This is a genomic window from Vibrio sp. 10N.239.312.C11 (assembly GCF_041466065.1).
GTDB classification, from domain to species: domain Bacteria; phylum Pseudomonadota; class Gammaproteobacteria; order Enterobacterales; family Vibrionaceae; genus Vibrio; species Vibrio tasmaniensis_A.
In genome coordinates this window covers 42,123-65,065 of sequence record NZ_JBFSRZ010000028.1, presented here as the reverse complement: position 1 = coordinate 65,065, position 22,943 = coordinate 42,123, and the positions used below count along the sequence as shown (strand labels likewise).

Here is a 22,943-nt window from a genome sequence, read left to right as displayed (position 1 = left end):
TGGCAACAACAAAGTTGATGGCGCTATCTCATTCTCTGGTGGTCTATCTGGTGAGTTAGGCATGCAGCCAGGTAAGCAAGTAACGGTTGATACTATCGACGTAACCTCTGTTGGTGGTGCTCAAGAATCTGTAGCTGTTATCGATGCGGCACTTAAATATGTAGATAGCCACCGTTCTGAGCTTGGTGCATTCCAAAACCGTTTTGACCACGCAATTAACAACTTAGATAACATCAACGAGAACGTTAATGCATCTAAGAGTCGTATCAAAGATACCGATTTCGCGAAAGAAACGACTAATATGACTAAGTCTCAGATTCTTTCACAGGCTTCAAGTTCAATTCTTGCGCAAGCGAAACAAGCTCCAAACTCAGCACTTAGCCTACTAGGTTAATCGGTTGAAAGGCCAGGTTGACTTTAAGCGTTGTTGATCACAAGCGTCAACGTTAGGCTTCCACAAATTAGCTCGTGGTGAGAGATGAGCGCTAAACAGACCCAGCTTCGGCTGGGTTTTTTATTGCCTGTTATTTAGCGAAGGTATATTTGGAAAAGTGGCGTAATGCTGAAAGGAGCAAAAGCGCGATTCCCTATCACGCTCGTCTCTCGCTGTAGAGAATGACGGGATCGGGAAATGATACTTCCATCATCTATTGCATTGAAGCAGCCTTTCGTCATTCCAGAACCGAACAGAGCGAGGTATCAGGAATCTGCTTTTAGGCTTGATTCGGATTAGACATTAGGCTCTTGTTGTGGTCGAAAGATAATAAACGAGATAGCGCTAACTGCCTTTCACATAGGTGAATAACCAGGAATAAGCAATGTGCTCAACATTCGTCATCTCAAAATCGAGCTGAGCGAGATATCAGAGAGCTGTTGTCTGCTTGAAGTCATATCGCATGATCTAACATGTAGGTTCAGCGCCTAGGTTGGCGTTTAACTTGATTTAATAACAAAGTAGGGGGTTAGTTGGCAATCAAGGAATGGTATTGCTGTGGCTTATTGAGGGGCTGTCTACAATGAGGTGAGAGCGGCAGTCAGAACCGTCGGTTAAGGAACTCGACAAATATAGCAGACACAAAAAACGCCACCCTTAGGTAGCGTTTTAATTAAAGCAGATAAGTAATCGGGATTACTTAGTTACTTTAAGAACTGGAGTTTCGCCAACAGTTACAGAGCCAGAAAGCTTGTTCAGCTCCTTGATTTCGTCCATGTTAGAGATAACAACTGGAGTAAGCGTAGATTTTGCTTTCTCTTCTAGAAGTGCAAGGTCGAAAGTGATGATTGTGTCACCAGCTTTAACAGATTGACCTTCTTCAGCTACACGAGTGAAGCCTTCGCCTTTAAGTTCAACAGTATCGATACCGAAGTGAACGAAAAGCTCAATACCGTCGTCAGACTCGATAGAGAATGCGTGGTTAGTTTCGAAGATTTTACCGATAGTACCGTTAACTGGAGCTACCATTTTATCGCCAGCTGGTTTGATAGCAATGCCATCACCAACGATTTTTTCAGCGAAAACTACATCTGGCACGTCTTCGATGTTTACGATTTCACCAGAAAGAGGTGCGATGATTTCGATTGCACCAGCATCAGCGCTGTCATCAGATACAAGCTTTTTCAGTTTGTCAAACAGACCCATTGTGTCATGCTCCTAACGTTTAGTTTTATTCTGTAGAATATACTATACCAATCTAACAAATTAGACGACTATTTTTAGCCGTCTAACTTCATTAAGCTCTTGGTGATTACTGAGTTTTCTCAGCGATGAACTTTTCTACACAAGCTTCAATTTCTGCAGCTGTAGGTAGAGATAGTGCTTCGTCAGCCATAGCTTTAACTTCAGCGAAGTTAGAGTTACGGATTACTTTCTTAACTTTAGGGATAGAGATACCGCTCATAGAGAACTCATCTAGACCCATACCAAGAAGAAGTAGAGTTGCACGCTCATCACCTGCTAGTTCGCCACACATACCTGTCCATTTACCTTCTTTGTGAGAAGCATCGATTACTTGCTTGATAACAAGAAGAACCGCTGGAGATAGTGGGTTGTATAGGTGAGAAATCATTTCGTTACCACGGTCTACCGCAAGAGTATATTGCGTTAGGTCGTTAGTACCGATAGAGAAGAAAGATACTTCTTTCGCTAGGTGGTGTGCGATTGCAGCTGCTGCTGGAGTCTCAACCATTACGCCGATTTCGATTTCTTCATCGAAAGCTAGGCCTTCAGCGCGAAGTTCAACTTTGTACTCTTCGATTGCTTTTTTCAGTTCACGGATCTCTTCAACAGAAATGATCATTGGGAACATGATGCGTAGTTTACCGTGTGCAGATGCACGTAGGATACCACGTAGTTGGTCACGTAGAATTTCACGACGATCCAAGCTGATACGCACTGCACGCCAGCCTAGGAAAGGGTTCATCTCTTGTGGAAGGTCCATGTATGGTAGGTCTTTATCGCCACCGATATCCATAGTACGGATAATCACTGACTCGCCTTCCATTGCTTCCGCTACTTCTTTGTAAGCAACGTATTGCTCTTCTTCAGTAGGAAGTGCAGTACGGTCCATGAATAGGAATTCAGTACGGTACAGACCAACGCCTTCACCGCCGTTACGCAGAATACCGTCACAGTCTTTTACTGTACCGATGTTGCCACAAACTTCTACACGGTGACCGTCTAGAGTTTCAGCATGTAAATCTTTTAGTTTTGCTAGTTCAACTGCTTCTGCTTCGAAATCAGATTTGATTTTCTTAGCTTCTGCTAATTCAGCGTCAGAAGGGTTGATGATGATCTTGTTGTTCATCGCGTCTAGCACAAGCATGTCGCCGTTTTTAACTTGCTTAGTGATATCGTTAGTACCAACGATAGCTGGAAGCTCAAGTGAACGTGCCATGATTGAAGTATGAGATGTACGACCGCCGATGTCACAAGCAAAACCAAGAACGTAGTCTAGGTTGATTTGTGCCGTTTCAGATGGCGTTAAATCGTAAGCAACTAGGATAACTTCTTCATTGATATCTGCTAGAGATACAATGTTGATGCCTAGTGCATTTTTAACGAAGCGAGTACCGATATCACGGATATCAGTCGCACGTTCTTTTAGGTACTCATCATCAAGCGACTCAAGTGCAACAGCTTGCTCTTCGATCACTGTGTAGATCGCGTTGTCTGCGTGCATTTTGTCTTTCTTGATGAGTGCTAAAATCTCTTCTTCTAGCTCTTCATCTTCAAGCAGCATGATGTGGCCTTCAAAGATTGCTTCTTTTTCTTCGCCAAAAGTTTCAAGTGCTTTTTGCTTTACAACTTCAAGTTGTTGAGAAGATTTGTTACGAGCGTCAAAAAAACGCTGAACTTCTGCTTCAACTTGATCGTCTGAGATAGATTGAGTGTTTAGGACAATTTCATCTTCTTGAAGTAGTAGTGCTTTACCGAAAGCAATACCAGGAGATGCTAGGATGCCTGAAATCATAGCCTTACCTTAGTTGTTCAACTGTAAACGGGAGAATGTGTGACTTTAAGTCGTCGACTAATGTCGCGCTTAATGCTATCTATTTCGAACAAAGCCACTTTGCAGTGCAAAATGGCTTTGAAAGAAGGAGACCGTATTAGTGTAGTTGATCCATAAGAGCAACTAGGTGGTCTACAGCTTGCTGAGCTTGAGGGCCTTCAGCTGAAATAGTAACGTTAGTACCTTTTACTAGGCCTAAAGTTTGTAGTTTGAACAGGCTTTTCGCGCTAGCGCTTTTGCCGTTAGAAGTCACTGTGATGTCAGCGTCGAAAGATTTTGCTTCTTTAACAAACTGTGCAGCTGGACGAGTGTGAAGACCGTTTTCTGCTGTGATTTCTACTTGCTTCTCGTACATTTTATATACCCCAATTAATTTATTTTTTGTAAGTTTGTAACCAGATTTAGCTTAACTGCTTTAGCTCAAATGCGCTAGAGGCTAGTACGCCATGTTCGTGTTAGAACTTAGACTGGTTATAAATTTTTATCCAGCCATGGTCGTCTTTTGTTGAGTACTCATGACTTTCAGAATTTGTTTATTGCTTCTTTTATTTTGAAGCGAAAAATAAAACAGACCCGATATTACCAAAGGTGAGGCAGGGATCAACAAAAAAGCCCCTAAATGGGGCTTTTTTGGACGAAAAATTGATTTGACCACATATTATTGTTGGTTCTCTTTTTCCGTAAAGATACCAGCAAATAGGGCCGTACTAAGGTAACGTTCACCCGAGCTTGGCAGTACAGTAACGATAGTTTTCCCTGCAAATTCAGGTAGTTCCGAAATTCTGTTTGCTGCTACTACTGCTGCACCAGATGAGATGCCCGCTAGGATACCTTCTTCTTTCATTAGGCGTTGAGCCATCTCAATAGCTTCTTCAGAAGTTACTGACTCTACACGGTCAATAATGTCTAAATCTAGGTTGCCAGGAATGAAACCTGCGCCAATACCTTGGATTTTGTGTGGTGCTGGTTTGATTTCTTCACCTGCAAGTGCCTGTGCAATCACTGGAGATTCTGCTGGTTCAACAGCTACAGAAGTGATGGCTTTGCCTTTTTCACCTTTAATGTAACGACTTGTTCCAGTGATAGTGCCACCTGTACCTACACCGGCTACAAACACATCGATCTCACCATCCGTTGCTTCCCAAATTTCAGGGCCAGTTGTCTGTTCGTGAATTTGTGGGTTCGCTGGGTTATTGAATTGCTGTAGTAGTAGGTATTTGTCTGGGTCTGAAGCAACGATCTCTTCAGCTTTAGCAATCGCGCCGTTCATACCTTTTGGTGCTTCAGTTAGCACTAGGTTTGCGCCAAGAGCTTTAAGCAGCTTACGACGTTCTAGGCTCATTGATTCAGGCATTGTTAGTGTTAGCTTGTAACCGCGCGCTGCAGCAACAAATGCAAGAGCAACACCTGTATTACCACTGGTAGGCTCAACAAGCTCGATACCTGGCTTAAGCGTACCTGCTTTTTCTGCTTCCCAGATCATGTTTGAACCGATACGACACTTAACGCTGAAGCTTGGGTTACGAGCTTCGATCTTAGCTAGGACGTTACCTTTGCTTACTTTGTTTAGGCGGACTAGAGGTGTGTTACCAATCGTTAGGGTGTTGTCTTCGTAGATCTTGCTCATGCGATATTCCTTCATTTAATGACAGAACTAAACGTAGTATATCTACCAATTTACCGTCTAGTGTCTTTCGATGTTTGTTTAGCTTGAATTTAGATTAAACAAGTTGAAAAAAAGGTAAAAGGATTAAAAAGTTATATCATATAGAGATGTCGCAGGATTCACGCCTATCTTTATTGAAATCAGAACTTCAAAAAGATAGGCGTTGTTAGAGCAGGCTGTAGAACTATAGGCGATAGCTATAGACGAGAGCGTAGGGCTTGGTCTTTAAACTCTGCAACCCACATTGCAGTAGCGCCGCAGACGGCAACTGGCATCACAATCAGGTTTAAAACTGGAATGGTAGTAAACACAGAAACAAGTGCGCCGAAGCTGTAGCTCTTACCTTGCTTTTGTTTCAAATTATTTCTCATGTCATCGAACTTGATTTTATGGTTGTCGAACGGGTAGTCAGCGTACTGAATAGCTAACATCCATGCAGTGAAAATGAACCATAAAAACGGTGCAACAGTTTGTCCTAGCGCTGGAATTAACAAAAGTAGGAACAAACCGATCGCTTTTGGCAGGATATAGACAAGCTTGCGCCATTCTCTTGCTAAAATACGAGGTGTGTCTTTAAGTACATCCAGTAAACCATCATCATTGACTTTTTTACCACTCAGCAGTTCTTCGACTTTTTCCGCGAGTAATCCGTTGAAAGGTGCGGCAATAAAGTTAGCGAGTGTACTGAAGAAATACGAAAACGTAGCCAAAACGGTTAACACAAGTAGCGGCCATAGGATAAATGACAACCACGACAAGAAACTTGGCAATGCACCAATCCAGCCTTCAATCCAAGTGTTTAAGTTGGAGAAAATATAAAATAAAGCACCGCCCACGAGTAACACGTTAGCGATAAGAGGAAGCAGTACAAACTTACGGATACTCGGCGATAAGGCAATTTTTATTCCGAAAATAAAATAGCCAAAGCCAGAGCGAGGAACAGATTCAATAGTCATATTTAAATTGGGTCACATGTGAATTTGGTTAAATAGCAAACATCTCTAGTGTACTCGACCGAAATTAAGAAAAAAAGCGTGGTGAAAATCACACCAAGTAATGAACTAATTGTATTAAGTGGTTCTAAAACAGTGGCTACTTTTGATAGAGTAGTGAGATTAGCCAAATTAACCTAACTTAGTGACAGCGTGTTTATAGCTAGTTGACTAAGAAAGCTGAGAGCGAAAAATGCAGGAATTGCGATTTGTACTCATTATTGTTGGCGCATTAGCTATCGCCGCATTATTGTTCCATGGTCTATGGACGAGTAAGAAAGAAGGGAAAGCAAAGTTTGGAGATAAGCCGCTTGGTAAGCTTGATAACGACAGCTTAGATGAAGCTGAAACGATCCCAAACCGTTCATTCGCTCCTGAGGATGATTTTGAGATAATCCGAAAAGAGCGTAAAGAACCGGATTTTGCTGTCTCACCGTCTGCAACTGATCCGCTGATTGACTCAGATCCATTGTCAGCGCCACAGCAAAAAGATGCTCACGAAGACGAAATAGAATTGAATGATCTTCCTTCTTTCAGTGTTGAAGACCCGATCGAAGTTAAAGGTGAGCTTGAACAGGTTGAGGAAGAGAAGGTTGTTGAACCTGAAGTTCCTAACTTTGAATTGACTGACGAGCAAAAACAAAATCACGCAGGCTTTAAAGAGCAGTACGGTTCGTTTGAAGAAGCCTCTGATGTGGTCGCTGATCCACTGCTTTCTAGCGAAGGCTTAACGCCAAGCGAACCATTTATTGGGAAAGAAGTGGTTGCTGCACAAAGTGTTACTTCGGTTGAAGAAACTAAGTTAGATAAAGATGCTAACTTAGCAGAAGAAGCTCAGTTGGGTGACGAAGTTAATTTAGCTGACGAAAGTAAGTTAGATGAAAAAACTCATTCAGATGAAGATCTTGGCCTTGAAGTCATTGTTCTAAATGTTCACTGTGCCGGGGAGATCCCATTTGTGGGTACTGAACTTTTCCGTAGCATGGAGAACAACGGCCTAGCTTATGGTGAAATGTCGATCTACCACTGCTTTGCACAAGCGAGCGATGAACCAAAAGTTATTTTCAGCGTAGCAAATATGATGCAGCCAGGAACACTAGAACATGACGACCCTGCTGACTTTACCACCAAAGGTATTTCGTTCTTTATGACGCTGCCTTGTTATGGTCAAGCTGACCAAAACTTCAATGTGATGCTGAGTGCTGCACAGAAAATTGCCGACGATATGGGCGGAAACGTATTGGATGAGTCACGTAACTTAATGACGCCAAACCGTTTGTCTGACTACCGCAAGCAAATCCGAGACTTTATGACGGCAGCTAACGCCTAGCCGTATTGTTTAGCCTTGTAAATAATCTATATTTATAGAAAAGGGCTCCTAAGGGAGCCCTTTTTGATATTTCAATCACGACAGAGAAAGCTTTACTTACTAAGTTGATCCATCCCTAGAAATTAGCATGTGATGTTGGGCTAATTTCTACAACAGAACAAAGAACCGATTGGTAGTAGATAATGACAGAATTTAAGTTTAACAATAATCAACTCTCCACAATTCGAGATCTGGAAGTAGATGTTGATTTAAATACGTTAGAAGTTGCAATTAGCAATGGAAGTATTGATGAGCTGAGTGAAGATGAACTTCTAGGTTTACTGAAGGTTGCGAATGCTTTGTATCGTTCAGGTTTTCCTGTAATTGAAGATGCTCTTTACGACACATTTAGAGAGGTATTTGCTCAAAATAGTCCAAATCATACATATATTACTTCTGTAGAGTCCGAGGTAATGAACCTTGGTAAAACCGTGACTTTACCGCAAAAGATGTTGTCTACAGATAAGGCATATTCAAAAGAAGAAATTAAGAAATGGTTAGATAGAATCGTCAAAGCTGCTGTAGAGATAGGCCTTGATACTAAAGCTATAGAAATTAGAGTGACTCCAAAGCTTGACGGTTATGCTGCTTTTGATGACGGAGAAAAGCTTTACACACGTGGTGACGGCGTAAAAGGTCAGGACGTATCGAGAGCTTTTGAACGCGGCCTAAAAGTGGCTAAAAATGGAGATAGAGGCTTAGGCGCTGGTGAGATCGTTATCGACAAAGCTTATTTTGAAGAAAAGTTAAGTCAATATTTTGAAAATTCACGAAACATACAAGCGGCTATAATTGCAGAAAAAAACGTTGATGAAAGAGTTCTAGAGGCAATTAAGGACGGCGCCTGCGTATTCTACCCATTTAGCCTAATTGATGACTGGATTGGCAGTCATGAGGACTTGATCGTTGATTTTGAAAAGACCATTGATAAGATCTGGAATGCGGTCGGTTATGATGTCGATGGCGTTATTTTGGAAGCTACAGATCCCCTTATAAAGGAACACATGGGGGCAACGAGAAAGTTTCATCGGTGGCAAATAGCCTTCAAAATTAACGATGAATCAGAAGAAGTAGAAGTTATTAGTGTTACACCTCAAACATCCAGAACAGGTCGAGTTACTCCTGTAGCTGAGTTAGTTCCGACTCGAATTAGTGGTGCGACTATTAGTAGGGTAACGGTTCACCATTACAACATGGTTAAAACCAATGGCGTAGGCCCAGGCGCAATACTTCAAATTGTTAGAAGCGGCTTGGTGATCCCGAAAATAGAAAAAGTGATAAAACCAGCACCGCCTCAAATACCAGAGTCATGCCCTAGCTGTCAGTCTCATCTTCTTTGGGAATCCGATCACTTGGTATGTCCAAATAAAAGTGACTGTCCTGCACAAACAGAAAATACGTTGGTGCATTTTTTCAAAACCTTGGGCAACAATGACGGATTTGGCCCTAAAAACATCGAGAAACTAGTCAATCTCGGAGTTAATCATATTCATCAAATATATGACTTGAAACCGCATCACTTTGCAATGTATGGGTTTGGTGATAAGACATCTAAGAACCTATCTGATCAACTACAGGCAAGTAAAGATATTGAAATTGAAGACTGGCGTTTTCTTTCAGCATTTGGAGTAAGTCGTTTGGGGGGAGGCAATTGCGAGAAGCTTCTTCAACATTACTCATTGCTAGAGTTGCTTGACGCTACCGCAGAAAGCATTGCCAAGTTAGATGGGTTTGCGACAGTTAGCGCAGAAGCGATTGTTGAAGGTTTAGCTAACATTAAAGAAGAGTTTCTAAAAGTTTATGGGCTTGGGTTTAACTTAAGTCTTACGACTAAGCATTCAGAACAAGAGGATTCATCTTCACCAATAGCAGGTGCAACTATTGTTTTCACAGGAACAATGCTACAAGGGAAGCGCGGTGACATGGAAAAACATGCTAAATCGCTAGGGGCAAAAGTTGGTAAATCAGTGACAAGTAAAACAACTTATCTAGTAGCCGGGGAAAAAGTAGGTGAAACGAAGATAAATGGCGCTAGAGATAAAGATGTCGAGGTTATTTCGGAGCAAGAATATCTTGATTTGATACGTCAAGGGTAATATATCTCAGAAAACGGACATCTTATTTGCTAGTGAAGTTGTGGACTCTAAACTGACCAAAGCACAAGATTTATGTATCGAAATAAGAATAGAAGAAGATCTAATAGCCCTTCCTTCGTAAGTAAATACAGATAAAAAAAGCTCAAAGGCACTCCTTTCAAGGGAGTGCCTTTTTTGTTTCTGATATAAAAATGATCACTTTTTAATTGTTGAGAAATTTGTTCCTATACGAACTATGAAATTAGGACAGTGATGACGCTCAACATTAATGAAATGTTGTTCTAGTTGTTTGTTAAATGCGAGTGATATCAATTTTTAAGAGGTCGAGGGTTCGGTAAGTTTTTGTTTTTTAATGAGTTTGTTGTTTTTCCCTTCGGGTTTTTCAATTAGTAGATCTGGATCACTAAGTACATGATAAATTTGCACCAACTCATATTTTTTTAGATGAGAATTAAGTTCTCATTGATCTTTTTGGGGGTGAAGTTAGTCTTATTGGCATGGATGCACATTGTGTATAACCAGAAAGGAAATCGAGAATTCTGTGTTTAAGAGTTCTCAAACAAGAAAAGGTATTTCTCTCTACGGCGGCCAACTTTAGGCGGGAAATATTCAAACAGCTATATCCATTTTTAGGAGTTTTATTCCATGGAAAACAAATTTTTTAAAGTATCTGCGATCACAGCAGCAATGGTAGGTGCACTTTCTGCTGCACCAGCTATGGCTAATGATCCTGTAGGACCAGAATATTCTGGTGAAGTGTCTGAATTCTTCTCTGAGTCGGCAATTAGCGGTAATCTAAACTTCATGATGCGTGCTCGTGACCGAGGTGACGTAGATAAAAATGGTAATGACACTGCCAAGAAAACAAATCTAGATCATGGCTCAGTCTTCGCCAACATTGGCTTTAATTCTGGTTACGTTGGTGGTGTTGCTGGTCTTGATGCTGTGATCTATAGCACGTTTGATATGTGGCAAAATGGTGGTGCAGACCACGAAATGAACTTTTGGGGTGTGAATAACCCTTATGATAAACAAGCTAAAGATAGCGGATGTTCAAATGTGTGGAGTGATTGTACTGACAATGGTGTATCTTTCGCCACTGCAAACGCTAAATTCAAGTTTGGGCAAGATGTTACTGCTAAACTAGGTTACTTCCAGCCTTCCGTACCAAGTGCACTAGGTGTTAACTGGTCTTTTGCTCCTGGTACTTACATGGGTGGTGAAGTTGGTGCGACGTTTGGTGATCTATCTTTAGGCTTAGTTGTTGCTGATGAGTATAAAGCTCCTTGGTTCAAAGAAACATATGAATTCCAAACTACAAATGGTGAAGATGCGGGCACTCTATACTCACTAGGTGCTCGTTATGCTATGCAAAATGGTATCTCAGTTGACGTCGGTTACGGTGCATTAACGGATGGTGATCGTAAGAACTTCCACGTTAAGGTTAAAGGCACAACTGATGGTGGTTTATACTGGTCTCCACAACTTTATGTAGTTGATGATGACGAGCAGTATGACAGCACTGCATTCCAAGCTGCGATGCTAACAGCGTTTTCTTCGGGTCAATACTCTTACCGTGCCGAAGCGACATACACGGTAGCGGATTCAGTTGTTGACGGCTCTGCGGGTAATATGGCGTATCGTTTGACTAGCCAATATGGTGGTTCTAACGGTGCTTACGACGTCTGGTGGAACAACCGTTCTGACTTTAACCACGATGGCGAGATGGCTTTCTTCTTATCAGCTGCACGTGATTTCTCTGATATTGGTGGTAAAGGCTTCAGTGCTGGTGTGAACGGCGCATACGGCTTTGGTTCAGAAGCTCAAGGATTCGAGGATCTCACAGAGTACTCATACAGCTTCTTTGCAAACTACGCAATTCAAGCCGGTGCATTGGCGGACGCAAACGTTAGTTTCTACTATACTAACTACTACAATGACACTAATGCACCAAACTGGACTGGTTACACGAACTTATTCCAAGATGAAGAAGACTTTAAACTTATGTTAACAATTCCTTTTTCTGTAAAGTAAGTTGATGACACAGTAATTGAAGCTGGGCTAGTGCCCAGCTTTTTTGCTTTTTAGGAGATATTTATGATGCGTATTATTCCCGTTACATTAATTACTTTTAGCTTAGCAGCATGTACTTCTTCACCGAAAACTGCTGCTGAGTTTTGGTATGGTCAAGGTGAGCGCTTTGGTTCTCACGGTCACATGATAGATAATGACTCGTTAGCTGATATCAAAGGAAAGGTTGAGTTTGATGAGTCTGCGTATCTTGCTGGTTATGAAAAAGGAAAACTAGAATTCTGTGATCCCTATAAAGCGTTTGAAAAAGGCATCAAAGGAACAAGGTATACAGACCAATGTGCCGATATGCCTCAAGAGGTAATGATTAAAGCTGAGTGGCAAAGAGGTTGGGATGCATTTATTGGTGCTGATTTCTATAAGTTTAGGTAGGCTTAGAAATCGTTAATTTAAACCTACCCATTATAATTATTGATGTGTGCCTCCATATGCTTTGCACAGTTCACGGGGTAGTTGTTTTATCGCTCCGTCACTGAATGTGCACTGAACACCCGCACCAAATACTTTCCCTGAGTTGTTTTTCGCAATAGAGACTGGAGCTGAAAAAATAAATACTGAAGCGAGCGCTAAAGTTAAAAGTTTCATGTTTGCCTTCCTTTACACTTACCAAAAATAAATAGCATTAAACGTTATGCTCAATACTCAATTATGTATAAGGTTGATGAAAAATCAAAAAAATCAAAAAATTTCCTATGAAAAATAATGAATGCCTATTTTGCTATTTCAAACAGTAACTTGTTGATAGTTGGTGTTTGGGTTTGTTGGAAAATCTAAGCTACTCTCATCATTTGATGTAAAATAGCCATAAACAGCAGACTTTATTTTCGAACATTATATTGCTTCAATGTTTTTGTTTCGGTAGTTAGCATTCCTAGATGTTTGAATAATAGTCTTAGGTTTCTAAATAGTTTTTATGCGATATTTACTTGAGTAATATTATGAACATAAGCGAAGTTGCAAGCCTCACGCAGTTATCACCTAAGTCTATTCGTTTGTATGAAGACAAAGGGGTGATATCTGCACCGTTGCGTTCTGAAAATGGTTATCGGTCTTATGGTGAGAAGCAGATTAAAGAGCTCGGAATCGTAGCGAAAGCGAGAAGCGCTGGTTTTTCGCTTGATGAGTGTCGTGCGCTTGTTGAATTAGCCGACAACCCATGTCGCGAAAGTGCCGATGTTAAAGCAAAAGCGTTAAGTAAATTGGAAGAAGTGAATAAAAAAATTGAAGACTTACTGATCATTCAGAAGACATTGAAAGAGTGGGTTGAACAATGCCCTGGTGACTCAAATAGCCATTGCCCAATTATCGATTCACTTGTAGAGAAAAAGCCATAAGTTGGTTACTTATGGCTTTGACGGAGGGTTTTCTTGATTATTGTTTAGTAGGGCTTATCGTGAGAACAATGCCATCGACAGCAGTAATCACGACTTCCTCTCCCGCATTAATATCATGTGTACTCATCGCAGACCATGAGCTATCCCCTAGCTTTATCCTGCAGTTACCTTTTTGTACCGGCTCTAACAGGCGAGTCTTTCTTCCAATCAGTTGTTTCTCTCGCTGATTAAGGTCTCGAGTAGAGTCAGATTGCTTGTCACTAGATAGCTGTCTTCTCCACCACAGCCAAGTGGTGATAAGCGAGAAGCTCGCAAAGGATAGCCATTGCATCTGCCAACCGATTGGTAGTGCGCCTAATAAGGCGCCGACCAGCATGGCAGATATGCCTATCCATAAAAAGTAACCAGCGGTTCCAATTAGCTCAAGCGCTAACAATGCTAGGCCAAACGCTAACCAATGCCAGTAGTTTACTTGTTCGAGCAATTCGACCATAAGTTAGTCCTTACTACCCTTGTCATTCTTATGTGCAAACATCTCTGCAATACCCGCAACAGAACCCATTAGTCCAGTCGCTTCGAGCGGTAGCATGATGATCTTACCGTTTTCTGCTTGGCCAATAGACTTCAGTGCGTCGGTGTAACCTTGTGCAATAAAGTAATTGACTGCTTGCATGTCACCTTGAGCAATCGCTGTTGATACCATTTCTGTCGCTTTAGCCTCAGCTTCGGCAGCCCGTTCACGAGCTTCAGCTTGAAGTATCGCGGCTTGCTTTTGGCCTTCTGCTTTTAAGATTTCTGATTGCTTGTGACCTTCTGCTTTCAATATCTCAGCTTGTCGTACACCCTCTGCCTCTAGGATATCTGCACGTTTGTTACGCTCGGCTTTCATCTGAGCATTCATCGCAGCGGTAAGGTCTGCTGGTGGCTGTACGTCTTTGATTTCGATACGTGTAACTTTGACACCCCAAGGGTTTGTCGCTTCATCAACGATATTCAATAATTTGGTGTTAATCATGTCTCGCTGGCTGAGCATTTCATCCAGTTCCATCGAGCCCAGTACAGTACGGATATTGGTGAGAGTTAAATTACGAATCGCGTGCTCAAGATCATTCACCTCATAAGCCGCTTTAGGCGCGTCGATCACTTGAACGAAACACACCGCATCAATAACCACATTTGCATTATCTTTGGAGATGACTTCTTGTGCCGGGATGTCGAGAACACGTTCCATCATACTGATGCGTTGTCCGATTTTATCGATAAATGGAATGATCAGGTTCAGACCTGGTTGGAGGGTTTGTGTATAACGGCCGAAGCGTTCTACGGTCCAGTTATTGCCTTGCGGAACCGTTTTTACTCCGGCGAAAATAAACAATATTGCGACGGCAGTAAAGACGCCGATAGTAATCAATGTATCAATAGCCATACAAAATCCTTTGCAAGTTTAAGTTTTTGATAGTTCAGTATTGATACTGGCTCATATTTAAATTCTGAGCAAATTTATAAATGAGAAATGGGCCATAAAATATTGATTTTATGGCCCATTTACATTATTTAATTCGATAAACTAATTGATTGAATTGTCAGTTTTCGATGAGATATACGATGCTTATCTTTAGTGCTTTTAGGGTTTAGTTAGTAGAGCAGAGAGTACAGCTGTCGGCGGTACTTACTGGCAACTGGGTTACCTTGTCCAAGCGCACTTAAGATATCCATGAACTCTTTTTTCATATCGCCATCGCAAGCATTTAGATCTTTTGCAAGGAAAGACCACAACAGTTCCATCGCTTCTTCGTTGCGATTCACTTGGTGATATTGCAATGCTAATTCAGATGCTGTCTTAGCGTCATTTGGGTCTTGCTGAAGAGTGGTTTCTAATGCTTGTATTTCAGGGCTGTCTGCTGCTTGCTTGTGAAGCTCAAGCTTTGCGACTAAGCCTTTATAGTAATTATCTTGGTACTCTAGAGGAATGGTGTCTAGCTGAGTTTCAGCTAGATCAAACTGTTGCGTTTCTAGTAAACATTCTGCGATTGCCAGTTTTACCTCGCCTTTGCTCGTCAGCTCTATTGGCAATTGTTGCATTGCCGCGAGCGCTTGTGCGTGCTCGCCTGCTTGCATTTGCTCGAGAGCCTGACGCAGTGCGAGCTCGTCTTGGCTAGGAAGATGTTTTCCTAACATTTCAACAATCGCTTCTATGCTTTGTGGGCCACCCAAACCATCAACAGGCTGACCGTTAACAAACAGTGCAATAGTAGGGAGTGCTTGTACGCCAAATTGGCTAGCAATTGCCTGCTCTTGTTCACAATTCAACAGAGCTAAAGTAAAAGCGCCGTTGTATTGCTGAGTTAATGTTTGCAGTTCAGGGATCACCTGAGCACTTTCTTGGCTCATTGGTGCCCAAAAGTGGATGAGTACAGGCGTCTGCATTGAGGTTTCTAATACTTGACGAAAGTTCTGCTCATTAAGTTCAACAATATGCGGAGATTGCATTTACGTTCCTTGAGGTGTGTTTTGTGGGTACGTTGCAAATATGGGGGGAGATGCTGGTAACTTCAAGATCTAACTTGGTTATCTCAAATAAAAAGAGCCAAAATAGAAAAACGCTATGCTTCTATGTTGATAGAGTGGTGATCTCAACAGGGAAGGCATAGCGTTATCATTGAGGTGGTCAGTGAGGCATAGCGTAAGATACTCAAAACAGAATAAACAACGTAATCGCCAGACTCACACCGACCCAATTAAGGCGGTTTAAAGTCATGAAATATCCAGATTAGGTTCATCAATTGGGAATAATTGATGAGATAGGACAATCATGACATCTTATTGTTACGGAAAAATTACATCGTTACATTAAAGTTTGCGACTGTTGATGCAAAGTTAGTAATTTATGCTGCTTTTCTCAAAATAGGGTCTAGCAAGCGACTCGGTAGAATTCTTTTCAATACCGCGAACACTTTAGTTGGGGTCGTCACTCGGTATCTGAGTTTGGGCTTATCGGCGGTGAGTGCGTGATAAACCGGTTCAATACAACTTTCAGGCGGGAGAACAAAAGCGTTGTTCGATGATTCTTTTTCGAGTCGGTCTTTTTGTTGTTGATAAGCGTCTTGATGAGCGCTGCCAGCAATGGTGATCCATTTATTGAAAGCTTTCAGGGCATTATTTCTAAATTGGGTTTCTATTGGACCTGGCTGCAATAACGAGATATTAATACCACTGCCATGCAGTTCTAAACGTAACGTATCTGTCCAGCCTTCTAGCGCGAACTTTGAAGCGTTGTAAGCACCACGATATTTCATGGCTGCAAAGCCTAATACGGAACTGTTTTGTACGATTCGACCTTCGCCGCGTTCGCGCATGTGCGGAAGTATCTGACAAACAAGATGATGCCAGCCAAAGAAGTTGGTTTCGAATTGCTCTCTGAGACCTTGGGTTGGTAAGTCTTCTAGCGCGCCAGCTTGACCATAAGCGCCGTTATTGAATAAACCATATAATCCGTTAGGCGCTAGCTCAATAGCAAGTTGTGCAGCTTGTTCAATGCTTTCTTGGTTAGAAAGGTCGAGCTGTATGCAGGTCAGTCCCTCATCTTGCAGACGCTGTACATCTTGCGGATGACGACACGATGCAATGATGTGGAAACCACGCTTTTGTAGTGCATGCGCACATGTATAGCCAATACCCGTTGAGCAACCGGTGATCAGAATCGACTTGTTCACGCTTAATCCTTCATTAGAGTCTTTATCGCTCAAGGGTAAAGAATTAATCTTGATGTTGTAACAAGTTTTTTAAGGCTGGTTCTATTCTTGAGTAACTAAAGATAAATCCTATTTCAGTGAGTTTCTTTGGTTTGGAACGAATGCTGTCAAAGAGCAGACAAGAAGATTCACCCATCAGAAGCGACATTGCCCATTTCGGAGTGAATAAGAAATGAGGTCGGCGTAGTTGCTTGGCGAGTGTACTGCTGAACAGTTTGTTGGTGACAGGGTGCGGGGCACACATATTAAATTCCCCTTGAGCGTGAGGAGTTGACAATAAGTGGTTGATGGCTCTCACCATATCAAGCATGTGAATCCAAGGCATGTACTGTTCGCCTGAACCAAGTGGTCCGCCTACTCCGAGTTTGTAGGGCATTAGCATCTTCTTCAACGCACCGCCATTTTCACCTAACACAATCCCCGTTCTTAGTAGTATCACACGCGTCTCATCGGATTGGGCTCTCTTGGCTATATCTTCCCAGTGCGCGCAGACTTTGTGAGGAAAACTTTCGTCTTCTACTTGTAGTGATTCATCAAATGGGTGTTGTTGTTGATCGCCATAGTAACCGACGGCTGAGCCGCTAATAAAAGCGTGTGGTGGGTTGCTACTGGCATGAATTAATTCGACCAGCTTTTCAGTGATGTGCCAGCGGCTGTTACAGATCCTCTCTTTTTGCTCTGTACTCCAACGCTTATCGGCAATCGGTTCACCCGCGAGGTTGACCACCACATCAAAGTCATTGAGATCACTGAGCTCATCAAGAGATTGAATGTAATGAAGGTTATTCTGGTTCAGGTGATTTAGGTTTTGCTTCGCTTTTTCGGGGCTCCGTGTCAACAATGTCACATCGTCAGTATTCCAACTTTTGACCAATTCAGAACCAATAAATCCCGTACCACCAGTTAACAATATCTTCATACCAATCTCCCTATTAAACATAATTATAGACATGGCTTGTTTTTGAACGCCAATCAATACGAAAAAATCACTATAACGATCATAAGGTTTCAATCGTGTGATACCCAAATTACGCCGTATCAATTTACGAAAGAATGAAATTAAATTCATCAGGTTAGGATGTATACCGCTATCACACTTATGCACTTTACTCCGATATGTTACCAACTGCGTAATATTTGTCACATAAGGAATGATAAGGATTTGCCATGATTATTAGTAATTAATAACCAGACACAATTTCAATGACTAGGAGTTGCGATGACGGCAGTGCTTGCTTTGTTTCGAGCCATGTTAGGTAGCCTAAGGGATCTCTTGCCGATCGTGGCGGTAATTGCTTTCTTCCAGCTTGCTGTTTTGCAAGAACCACTCCCTCATCTGTTGTCTATTCTAACTGGCTTAGTGTTGGTGGTTTTTGGACTGACTTTTTTTATCTTTGGCCTTGAAATGGGTCTGTTCCCAATCGGCGAGTCGATGGCTCAAGCTTTTGCTCGTAAGGGGAGCGTGTTTTGGTTATTGACCTTCGCTTTCTGTTTAGGGTTTGGTACCACCATTGCGGAACCCGCATTAACCGCAGTGGCCGCCGAAGCAGCAGAAGTGGCCGCTGAAGGTGGTGTTATTCCCAACTCTCTAGACGAAATGGAACAGTACGCCGATGGTTTGCGTTTCACCGTAGCATTGTCGGTGGGGATCGCCATCTTACTTGGTGTGCTGCGAATCTTAAAAGGTTGGCCAATTCAGTACATGATCATCGGAGGTTATATTGGAGTTGTGGTGCTCACTGCATTTGCTCCTGAAAACATCATTGGGATTGCGTACGACTCTGGCGGAGTGACTACATCGACCATTACCGTTCCGTTAGTGACCGCATTGGGAGTGGGTTTGGCCTCTGCGATTAAAGGGCGAAATCCGATGATTGATGGCTTTGGATTGATCGCCTTTGCTTCACTGCTGCCGATGATGTTTGTCATGGTCTACGGGATGGTGGTGACATGATCAGTGCTCAGCAATTTATTGACACCTTTCTTGGCACTGTCATGGATGTGATTCCGATTGCGGTGATCATCTTCGGTTTCCAATTAGCGGTGCTGCGTAAGCCAGTTAATAACTTAGGCAAAGTGCTGATAGGTTTCTTTTACGTCATTCTTGGGTTGTCGCTCTTTTTGATGGGGTTAGAGCTCGCGCTGTTTCCTTTAGGGGAGACTATGGCAATGCAACTCACCGAACCAAGTTTTTTGACTGAGTTCAAGGTCAGTTCAGGCCTTACCTTGGCTTGGTTTGATTATTACTGGGTTTACCTTTTCGCGTTTTGTATTGGGTTCAGTACCACGATAGCCGAGCCCTCTTTGATTGCAGTGGCGATTAAGGCGAACCAAGTATCTGGTGGCAGTATTAGTGTTAACGGGCTGAGGATCTCCGTGGCGTTAGGCGTAGCGATTGGCATATCGCTAGGTAGTTATCGCATCGTGGCTGGCGACCCTATCCATTACTACATCATTGTTGGTTATGTCATTGTGGTGATTCAGACCTTTTATGCTCCCAAATTGATTATTCCATTGGCTTACGATTCTGGTGGGGTTACGACATCAACGGTGACGGTTCCTTTAGTGACGGCACTTGGGTTGGGACTCGCGTCAACGGTGCCAGGAAGAAATCCGCTAATTGATGGCTTTGGGTTGATTGCTTTCGCGAGCTTATTTCCAATTATATCCGTGATGGGGTATGCACAAATAACGCAATGGCTAAACCGATCACAATCCTCTAAGGAGAGCAAAGATGCGCTTTAAACTTATCTTAGCGTTTGTAGAAGAGAGCAAGACCGATATCGTGCTCGACGCCGCGCGTGATGCGGGTGCAACAGGGGCAACCGTGATTAACAATGCCAGAGGGCAGGGGCTAAACCAAAAGCGCACCTTCTTTGGGTTAACGTTAGAGGTGCAAAAAGATGTGCTGCTGTTTGTCGTTGAGGAGCATCTAGCAAGGCATATTCTTGAAAGAATTAGTGAAGTGGGGGAGTTTGACCAAGAATCGGGACAGGGTATTGCAGTACAGATAGATGTGGAAGATGCAGTCGGCGTTGCGCATCAAGTTGAGACGTTAACAAAGGTTGTGGAGGATGAGCTATGAGTACCAATGAAAAGATCCGAGTAGGCGATGTCATGGCCAATACGTATGTGATTATCGATGGGCTAACTACGGTGTTAGAAGCGATAGAGATGGCGAAGAAGCACAAAGTGAAGGCAATCATTGTCGATAAACGCCACGAGGATGATGAGTACGGTATCGTGTTGATGAATGATATTGCTAAGAAAGTACTGGCTAAGAACCGTTCTCCGAAGCGAACCAATGTTTATGAGATCATGACCAAGCCAGCGCTAAGCGTGTCTGCCGATATGAATGTGAAGTACTGTGCACGCTTGTTTGAGCGTTTTGGTATCAGTCGTGCACCTGTGGTCAGTGACCATAAAATAGTCGGTATGGTTAGTTACAATAATATCGTGATCAACGGTATGGCGAGAGATGACGTGTAGCTGTTAGATACGTACAATAGGCTCATAAATTTTATGGAGAAGTACGTGTGAAATTATTTTTTGCTTCAGACCTACACGGTTCGCTGCCAGCAACAGAAAAGGTATTAGAACTCTACCAAGCGTCTGGTGCGCAATATTTAGTGCTATTGGGTGACATTCTGAATCATGGTCCAAGAAACCCTATCCCTGAAGGATACAATCCGCCGGCGGTTGCAGAGAAGTTGAATGCGTTTTCTCAAGAGATCATTGCTGTTCGTGGTAACTGCGATAGCGAAGTGGATCAGATGTTGTTGTCTTTTCCAATGATGATGGATTACTCGTGGGTACTATTAGAATCAGGCCAACGTATTTTTCTAACTCATGGTCATTTGTACAACACCAATAAACGCCCTGCGCTGAAGGCGGGCGATATTATTGCCCATGGTCATACTCATATTCCTGTTGCTGAATACCAAGATGACATCTTTATCTTTAATCCTAGCTCGGTGACATTCCCACGAGATGGTCACGCGGCTAGCTACGGTGTATATGAAAATAAAACGTTCAAAGTTATTAGCCTTGAGGGTGACGTAATTGTGAGTGGCGAGCTTTAAATAAACTCAATCGGCGGCGTTAGAAAAGGCTTACTTTGAGTCTACGTGGCCGAGGTCCCTGTCTGGAGCAATGATGTTTCGCACTCTTTGCTTCAGAACTTTAGCCTCAGGAAAACCGTCGTCCGCTTTTCTTTCCCAAATCTGTATTCCATTACAAAAAACCTCAAATCGACCTCCGGTATCAGGGTGTAAACTCACTTGCTCTATCTCTTCACTGAAAGTATGCAGTAACTCTTGGCATAACCAACTAGAACGAAGCATCCAATTGTATTGACGACAATAGTGTATTGCGATGGTTGCCTTGGTGATTGATGCACTTACCGAGCTTGGTTCTGTATTCATAGATACCCCTAAAAATCCTAAAACAGTAGTTTGATGTCAACAGTTAATAAAAAAGGGGCATCATGCCCCTTTCTATTGGTATATCGTTTAATGATATACAGTAAATCACTGTTGAGTTTTAGCTTAATCTGATTTTAGTTTGAGAATAACACCGTAGAACCATGATTTAGGCTAGTGAGCAGCAGTGCTTTCTGATTAATAATATCAATGCGTCGGCTTTGTTCTGCATCCATTTTAATCACTTGAGTGATCAGCTCGAGTTGCTCTTCCGAAAAATCTTGGCGCTCAGCAGAAGTCACATCTTTAAACTCCGTTGGCGAAATCAGTAAATAGTTATCGTTAATATCCCACTGACCTGTTTCGGAGATATTGATGACGTTTGCGGGTGCAGTCTGAGTGCCATACAGTTTAACTACAGCCATTCTCAGATACGTACCGTTTGGCAAATACTTCGCATTCGATGATAGCTCAACCTTACGCAGTGGCCCGATTGAATCCTCTTGCTTGATATCGCTAATCAGAGTCACCATTTTCGATTGCCATTCGTGTTGCGTAAGCAAGCGTTCTATCTTTGCATCGCTACCCCAGTATAACCAGCCGCTCAAGAAAGCAGAGATAACCAGTAAAATAATGGATAATTTTAATTTCATGTTACTGACCACCGTTACAAATGTCGTGTACATCCGACTGGTTTGCGTAAATTCTTAGAGTTACATTCTCGCTCGAGTAATCTTGCGGGTGAATATAGTTTAGAGCTAGATTGTTACCTTGTCCGCCTGTTGCAATCACCTCAGTTGGCTTTAGCATGCCAGTGTGGCTGGTGTTGTAACGCAATACACATTTCTCTATCGCTGGTAGCCAACTAGTCAGAGTCGGGTGGTTAATAGGTGTTTGAACTTTGACACCATTGACCTCTGCTAATGTTCGAAACTCTGACTCTGCTGGGTTCGTTAACGTCAAAACGAGTACTGGCATGATGAAAGCGACAAGCAGTATTCCAAACGTTAACCATTTATTCGGGCTTTCAGTTTTAGGTTTAGCCTGATGGGTCACCTGTTCCGATTCGACATGAGGCTCTTGAGCCTTTGCAATTGGCTCTGGGTCGATAGTTTCAGTGATGACCTCATCAGCTAATGTGGTATTAGCAAATGTTAAGATAGGTTCTACGTCATTTTCTGCAATTTCAGCTGTTGTTGGCTGATCGTTTGATGACAGTGGTGCTGAGCGTTCAACAGTCGCAATAAATTGGTAACCGCGTTTAGGAACAGTCTTAACAAACGCCGGAGACTTGGTTGAGTCTTTTAGCATTTTTCTGAGTGTTGATACCGCTTGCGTTAAGCTGGAGTCGTCCACCTCAAAGCCTTGGTCTCGCCAAACATATTCGTGTAATTCGTTTCGAGTGATAACTTCATTGGGTCTTTCTGACAGCATTAGGAGAATGCGGCTTTCATTACTGCCAAGGCGTACGACTTCACCGTCGCTCATCTGATCAACAAGTGAGTTGCTATTTGGGTCGAATACGAACCGCTGTGCGAGAATAAACTTTGTGCCGATATTACTCATTGAATTCTTCTATTTTAGATGATTTGGGGTGTGAAATAGACAAATCTCAGGTGAAGTCCTGTTAATTCTTCACCAAATCATGGCTTCTTTTATGTTCTTTTATATTTATAACACTCAAGGATAATAAAAACAGATCAAAAAAACAGT

Annotated in this window: 25 protein-coding genes and 2 pseudogenes; 13 read left to right on the top strand and 14 right to left on the bottom strand. The window is 42.4% G+C overall.

Annotation, left to right across the window (positions count from 1 at the left end):
* Window positions 1-394: flagellin (locus tag AB6D07_RS13485; protein WP_371692853.1), on the top strand; the 394-nt coding region annotated here is incomplete at its 5' end.
* A 735-nt stretch (window positions 395-1,129) separates the two neighbouring features.
* On the opposite strand, the gene crr is transcribed toward AB6D07_RS13485, so the two are convergent.
* From crr to cysZ, 5 genes are all read right to left on the bottom strand, one after another.
* The gene (crr, locus tag AB6D07_RS13480; protein WP_009847364.1) at window positions 1,130-1,639 is read right to left on the bottom strand and encodes a PTS glucose transporter subunit IIA; all 510 of its coding nucleotides are present in this window, start codon (window positions 1,637-1,639) and stop codon (window positions 1,130-1,132) included.
* A gap of 106 nt (window positions 1,640-1,745) precedes the next feature.
* A complete protein-coding gene (ptsI, locus tag AB6D07_RS13475) occupies window positions 1,746-3,470 on the bottom strand; it encodes a phosphoenolpyruvate-protein phosphotransferase PtsI (RefSeq protein WP_009847363.1) in 1,725 nt (574 codons plus the stop codon).
* 136 nt (window positions 3,471-3,606) lie between these two features.
* Window positions 3,607-3,864, bottom strand: a complete 258-nt coding sequence (locus tag AB6D07_RS13470) for an HPr family phosphocarrier protein (RefSeq protein ID WP_004734263.1) — start codon at window positions 3,862-3,864, stop codon at window positions 3,607-3,609.
* A gap of 303 nt (window positions 3,865-4,167) precedes the next feature.
* Entirely contained in the window at window positions 4,168-5,136 is a 969-nt protein-coding gene (gene cysK / locus AB6D07_RS13465; protein WP_012604562.1) for a cysteine synthase A, read from the bottom strand.
* Between the two features lie 236 nt (window positions 5,137-5,372).
* A complete protein-coding gene (cysZ, locus tag AB6D07_RS13460) occupies window positions 5,373-6,131 on the bottom strand; it encodes a sulfate transporter CysZ (RefSeq protein ID WP_017103255.1) in 759 nt (252 codons plus the stop codon).
* 229 nt (window positions 6,132-6,360) lie between these two features.
* On the opposite strand from cysZ, the gene zipA reads away from it, so the two are divergent.
* The 6 genes and pseudogenes from zipA to AB6D07_RS13430 all read left to right on the top strand — a co-directional run bounded on the left by zipA (window position 6,361) and on the right by AB6D07_RS13430 (window position 12,095).
* Window positions 6,361-7,497, top strand: coding sequence for a cell division protein ZipA (gene zipA, locus AB6D07_RS13455; RefSeq protein WP_017103254.1), 1,137 nt, complete (start codon window positions 6,361-6,363; stop codon window positions 7,495-7,497).
* Window positions 7,498-7,679: 182 nt separating this feature from the next.
* Window positions 7,680-9,632 carry a BRCT domain-containing protein gene (locus AB6D07_RS13450; protein WP_372091669.1) on the top strand — a complete coding sequence of 651 codons (1,953 nt, stop codon included), beginning with the start codon at window positions 7,680-7,682 and terminating at the stop codon, window positions 9,630-9,632.
* Window positions 9,622-9,753 (top strand): annotated as a pseudogene (locus tag AB6D07_RS13445) (DNA ligase); the annotation flags it as partial. The gene AB6D07_RS13450 and the pseudogene AB6D07_RS13445, both read left to right, overlap by 11 nt.
* A gap of 387 nt (window positions 9,754-10,140) precedes the next feature.
* A pseudogene (locus tag AB6D07_RS13440) lies at window positions 10,141-10,297 on the top strand (DNA ligase).
* Complete coding sequence (locus AB6D07_RS13435; protein WP_017103252.1) at window positions 10,278-11,666, top strand: hypothetical protein; 1,389 nt, start codon at window positions 10,278-10,280, stop codon at window positions 11,664-11,666. Before AB6D07_RS13440 ends, AB6D07_RS13435 begins: the two are co-directional and overlap by 20 nt.
* 63 nt (window positions 11,667-11,729) lie before the next feature.
* Window positions 11,730-12,095, top strand: coding sequence for a DUF2799 domain-containing protein (locus AB6D07_RS13430; RefSeq protein ID WP_017103251.1), 366 nt, complete (start codon window positions 11,730-11,732; stop codon window positions 12,093-12,095).
* Window positions 12,096-12,131: 36 nt separating this feature from the next.
* Here AB6D07_RS13430 and AB6D07_RS13425 read toward each other — a convergent pair whose 3' ends face one another.
* The gene (locus AB6D07_RS13425) at window positions 12,132-12,308 is read right to left on the bottom strand and encodes a hypothetical protein (RefSeq protein ID WP_017103250.1); all 177 of its coding nucleotides are present in this window, start codon (window positions 12,306-12,308) and stop codon (window positions 12,132-12,134) included.
* 353 nt (window positions 12,309-12,661) lie between these two features.
* On the opposite strand from AB6D07_RS13425, the gene cueR reads away from it, so the two are divergent.
* The gene (gene cueR, locus AB6D07_RS13420) at window positions 12,662-13,057 is read left to right on the top strand and encodes a Cu(I)-responsive transcriptional regulator (RefSeq protein ID WP_009847356.1); all 396 of its coding nucleotides are present in this window, start codon (window positions 12,662-12,664) and stop codon (window positions 13,055-13,057) included.
* A 37-nt stretch (window positions 13,058-13,094) separates the two neighbouring features.
* Here the strand turns inward: cueR and AB6D07_RS13415 are convergent, their stop codons facing one another.
* From AB6D07_RS13415 to AB6D07_RS13395, 5 genes are all read right to left on the bottom strand, one after another.
* Window positions 13,095-13,550, bottom strand: coding sequence for an NfeD family protein (locus tag AB6D07_RS13415; RefSeq protein WP_017103249.1), 456 nt, complete (start codon window positions 13,548-13,550; stop codon window positions 13,095-13,097).
* A gap of 3 nt (window positions 13,551-13,553) precedes the next feature.
* Entirely contained in the window at window positions 13,554-14,483 is a 930-nt protein-coding gene (locus tag AB6D07_RS13410; RefSeq protein ID WP_009847354.1) for an SPFH domain-containing protein, read from the bottom strand.
* A gap of 209 nt (window positions 14,484-14,692) precedes the next feature.
* Window positions 14,693-15,547 (bottom strand): co-chaperone YbbN, encoded by an 855-nt coding sequence (locus tag AB6D07_RS13405; RefSeq protein WP_017103248.1) that lies wholly within the window; start codon window positions 15,545-15,547, stop codon window positions 14,693-14,695.
* A 395-nt stretch (window positions 15,548-15,942) separates the two neighbouring features.
* The gene (locus AB6D07_RS13400; RefSeq protein WP_017103247.1) at window positions 15,943-16,770 is read right to left on the bottom strand and encodes an SDR family oxidoreductase; all 828 of its coding nucleotides are present in this window, start codon (window positions 16,768-16,770) and stop codon (window positions 15,943-15,945) included.
* Window positions 16,771-16,813: 43 nt separating this feature from the next.
* The gene (locus tag AB6D07_RS13395; protein WP_017103246.1) at window positions 16,814-17,728 is read right to left on the bottom strand and encodes a TIGR01777 family oxidoreductase; all 915 of its coding nucleotides are present in this window, start codon (window positions 17,726-17,728) and stop codon (window positions 16,814-16,816) included.
* A gap of 300 nt (window positions 17,729-18,028) precedes the next feature.
* On the opposite strand from AB6D07_RS13395, the gene AB6D07_RS13390 reads away from it, so the two are divergent.
* From AB6D07_RS13390 to yfcE, 5 genes are read left to right on the top strand one after another with little or no spacing between them, the layout of a single operon-like run.
* Window positions 18,029-18,763, top strand: coding sequence for a DUF1538 domain-containing protein (locus tag AB6D07_RS13390; RefSeq protein WP_009847350.1), 735 nt, complete (start codon window positions 18,029-18,031; stop codon window positions 18,761-18,763).
* Complete coding sequence (locus AB6D07_RS13385) at window positions 18,760-19,554, top strand: DUF1538 domain-containing protein (protein ID WP_017103245.1); 795 nt, start codon at window positions 18,760-18,762, stop codon at window positions 19,552-19,554. Before AB6D07_RS13390 ends, AB6D07_RS13385 begins: the two co-directional genes overlap by 4 nt.
* A complete protein-coding gene (locus AB6D07_RS13380) occupies window positions 19,544-19,894 on the top strand; it encodes a P-II family nitrogen regulator (protein WP_004734245.1) in 351 nt (116 codons plus the stop codon). The genes AB6D07_RS13385 and AB6D07_RS13380 overlap by 11 nt, the downstream gene beginning before the upstream one ends.
* The gene (locus AB6D07_RS13375) at window positions 19,891-20,298 is read left to right on the top strand and encodes a CBS domain-containing protein (protein ID WP_017103244.1); all 408 of its coding nucleotides are present in this window, start codon (window positions 19,891-19,893) and stop codon (window positions 20,296-20,298) included. Before AB6D07_RS13380 ends, AB6D07_RS13375 begins: the two co-directional genes overlap by 4 nt.
* Window positions 20,299-20,345: 47 nt before the next feature.
* A complete protein-coding gene (yfcE, locus tag AB6D07_RS13370; protein WP_017103243.1) occupies window positions 20,346-20,891 on the top strand; it encodes a phosphodiesterase in 546 nt (181 codons plus the stop codon).
* A gap of 30 nt (window positions 20,892-20,921) precedes the next feature.
* On the opposite strand, the gene AB6D07_RS13365 is transcribed toward yfcE, so the two are convergent.
* The 3 genes from AB6D07_RS13365 to AB6D07_RS13355 form a co-directional block, all read right to left on the bottom strand.
* Complete coding sequence (locus AB6D07_RS13365) at window positions 20,922-21,233, bottom strand: SelT/SelW/SelH family protein (protein ID WP_017103242.1); 312 nt, start codon at window positions 21,231-21,233, stop codon at window positions 20,922-20,924.
* A gap of 134 nt (window positions 21,234-21,367) precedes the next feature.
* Window positions 21,368-21,883, bottom strand: a complete 516-nt coding sequence (locus tag AB6D07_RS13360) for a regulatory protein ToxS (protein WP_009847344.1) — start codon at window positions 21,881-21,883, stop codon at window positions 21,368-21,370.
* 1 nt (window position 21,884) lies between these two features.
* The gene (locus tag AB6D07_RS13355; RefSeq protein ID WP_017103240.1) at window positions 21,885-22,796 is read right to left on the bottom strand and encodes a transcriptional regulator; all 912 of its coding nucleotides are present in this window, start codon (window positions 22,794-22,796) and stop codon (window positions 21,885-21,887) included.
* Window positions 22,797-22,943 lie beyond the last annotated feature (147 nt).

Excerpts from the sequence above, each read along its gene's own strand:
- crr (WP_009847364.1), bottom strand. The coding sequence starts at position 1,639 with ATGGGTCTGTTTGACAAACTGAAAAAGCTTGTATCTGATGACAGCGCT.
- ptsI (WP_009847363.1), bottom strand. The coding sequence starts at position 3,470 with ATGATTTCAGGCATCCTAGCATCTCCTGGTATTGCTTTCGGTAAAGCA.
- AB6D07_RS13470 (WP_004734263.1), bottom strand. The coding sequence starts at position 3,864 with ATGTACGAGAAGCAAGTAGAAATCACAGCAGAAAACGGTCTTCACACT.
- cysK (WP_012604562.1), bottom strand. The coding sequence starts at position 5,136 with ATGAGCAAGATCTACGAAGACAACACCCTAACGATTGGTAACACACCT.
- cysZ (WP_017103255.1), bottom strand. The coding sequence starts at position 6,131 with ATGACTATTGAATCTGTTCCTCGCTCTGGCTTTGGCTATTTTATTTTC.
- zipA (WP_017103254.1), top strand. The coding sequence starts at position 6,361 with ATGCAGGAATTGCGATTTGTACTCATTATTGTTGGCGCATTAGCTATC.
- AB6D07_RS13450 (WP_372091669.1), top strand. The coding sequence starts at position 7,680 with ATGACAGAATTTAAGTTTAACAATAATCAACTCTCCACAATTCGAGAT.
- AB6D07_RS13435 (WP_017103252.1), top strand. The coding sequence starts at position 10,278 with ATGGAAAACAAATTTTTTAAAGTATCTGCGATCACAGCAGCAATGGTA.
- AB6D07_RS13430 (WP_017103251.1), top strand. The coding sequence starts at position 11,730 with ATGATGCGTATTATTCCCGTTACATTAATTACTTTTAGCTTAGCAGCA.
- AB6D07_RS13425 (WP_017103250.1), bottom strand. The coding sequence starts at position 12,308 with ATGAAACTTTTAACTTTAGCGCTCGCTTCAGTATTTATTTTTTCAGCT.
- cueR (WP_009847356.1), top strand. The coding sequence starts at position 12,662 with ATGAACATAAGCGAAGTTGCAAGCCTCACGCAGTTATCACCTAAGTCT.
- AB6D07_RS13415 (WP_017103249.1), bottom strand. The coding sequence starts at position 13,550 with ATGGTCGAATTGCTCGAACAAGTAAACTACTGGCATTGGTTAGCGTTT.
- AB6D07_RS13410 (WP_009847354.1), bottom strand. The coding sequence starts at position 14,483 with ATGGCTATTGATACATTGATTACTATCGGCGTCTTTACTGCCGTCGCA.
- AB6D07_RS13405 (WP_017103248.1), bottom strand. The coding sequence starts at position 15,547 with ATGCAATCTCCGCATATTGTTGAACTTAATGAGCAGAACTTTCGTCAA.
- AB6D07_RS13395 (WP_017103246.1), bottom strand. The coding sequence starts at position 17,728 with ATGAAGATATTGTTAACTGGTGGTACGGGATTTATTGGTTCTGAATTG.
- AB6D07_RS13390 (WP_009847350.1), top strand. The coding sequence starts at position 18,029 with ATGACGGCAGTGCTTGCTTTGTTTCGAGCCATGTTAGGTAGCCTAAGG.
- AB6D07_RS13385 (WP_017103245.1), top strand. The coding sequence starts at position 18,760 with ATGATCAGTGCTCAGCAATTTATTGACACCTTTCTTGGCACTGTCATG.
- AB6D07_RS13380 (WP_004734245.1), top strand. The coding sequence starts at position 19,544 with ATGCGCTTTAAACTTATCTTAGCGTTTGTAGAAGAGAGCAAGACCGAT.
- AB6D07_RS13375 (WP_017103244.1), top strand. The coding sequence starts at position 19,891 with ATGAGTACCAATGAAAAGATCCGAGTAGGCGATGTCATGGCCAATACG.
- AB6D07_RS13365 (WP_017103242.1), bottom strand. The coding sequence starts at position 21,233 with ATGAATACAGAACCAAGCTCGGTAAGTGCATCAATCACCAAGGCAACC.
- AB6D07_RS13360 (WP_009847344.1), bottom strand. The coding sequence starts at position 21,883 with ATGAAATTAAAATTATCCATTATTTTACTGGTTATCTCTGCTTTCTTG.
- AB6D07_RS13355 (WP_017103240.1), bottom strand. The coding sequence starts at position 22,796 with ATGAGTAATATCGGCACAAAGTTTATTCTCGCACAGCGGTTCGTATTC.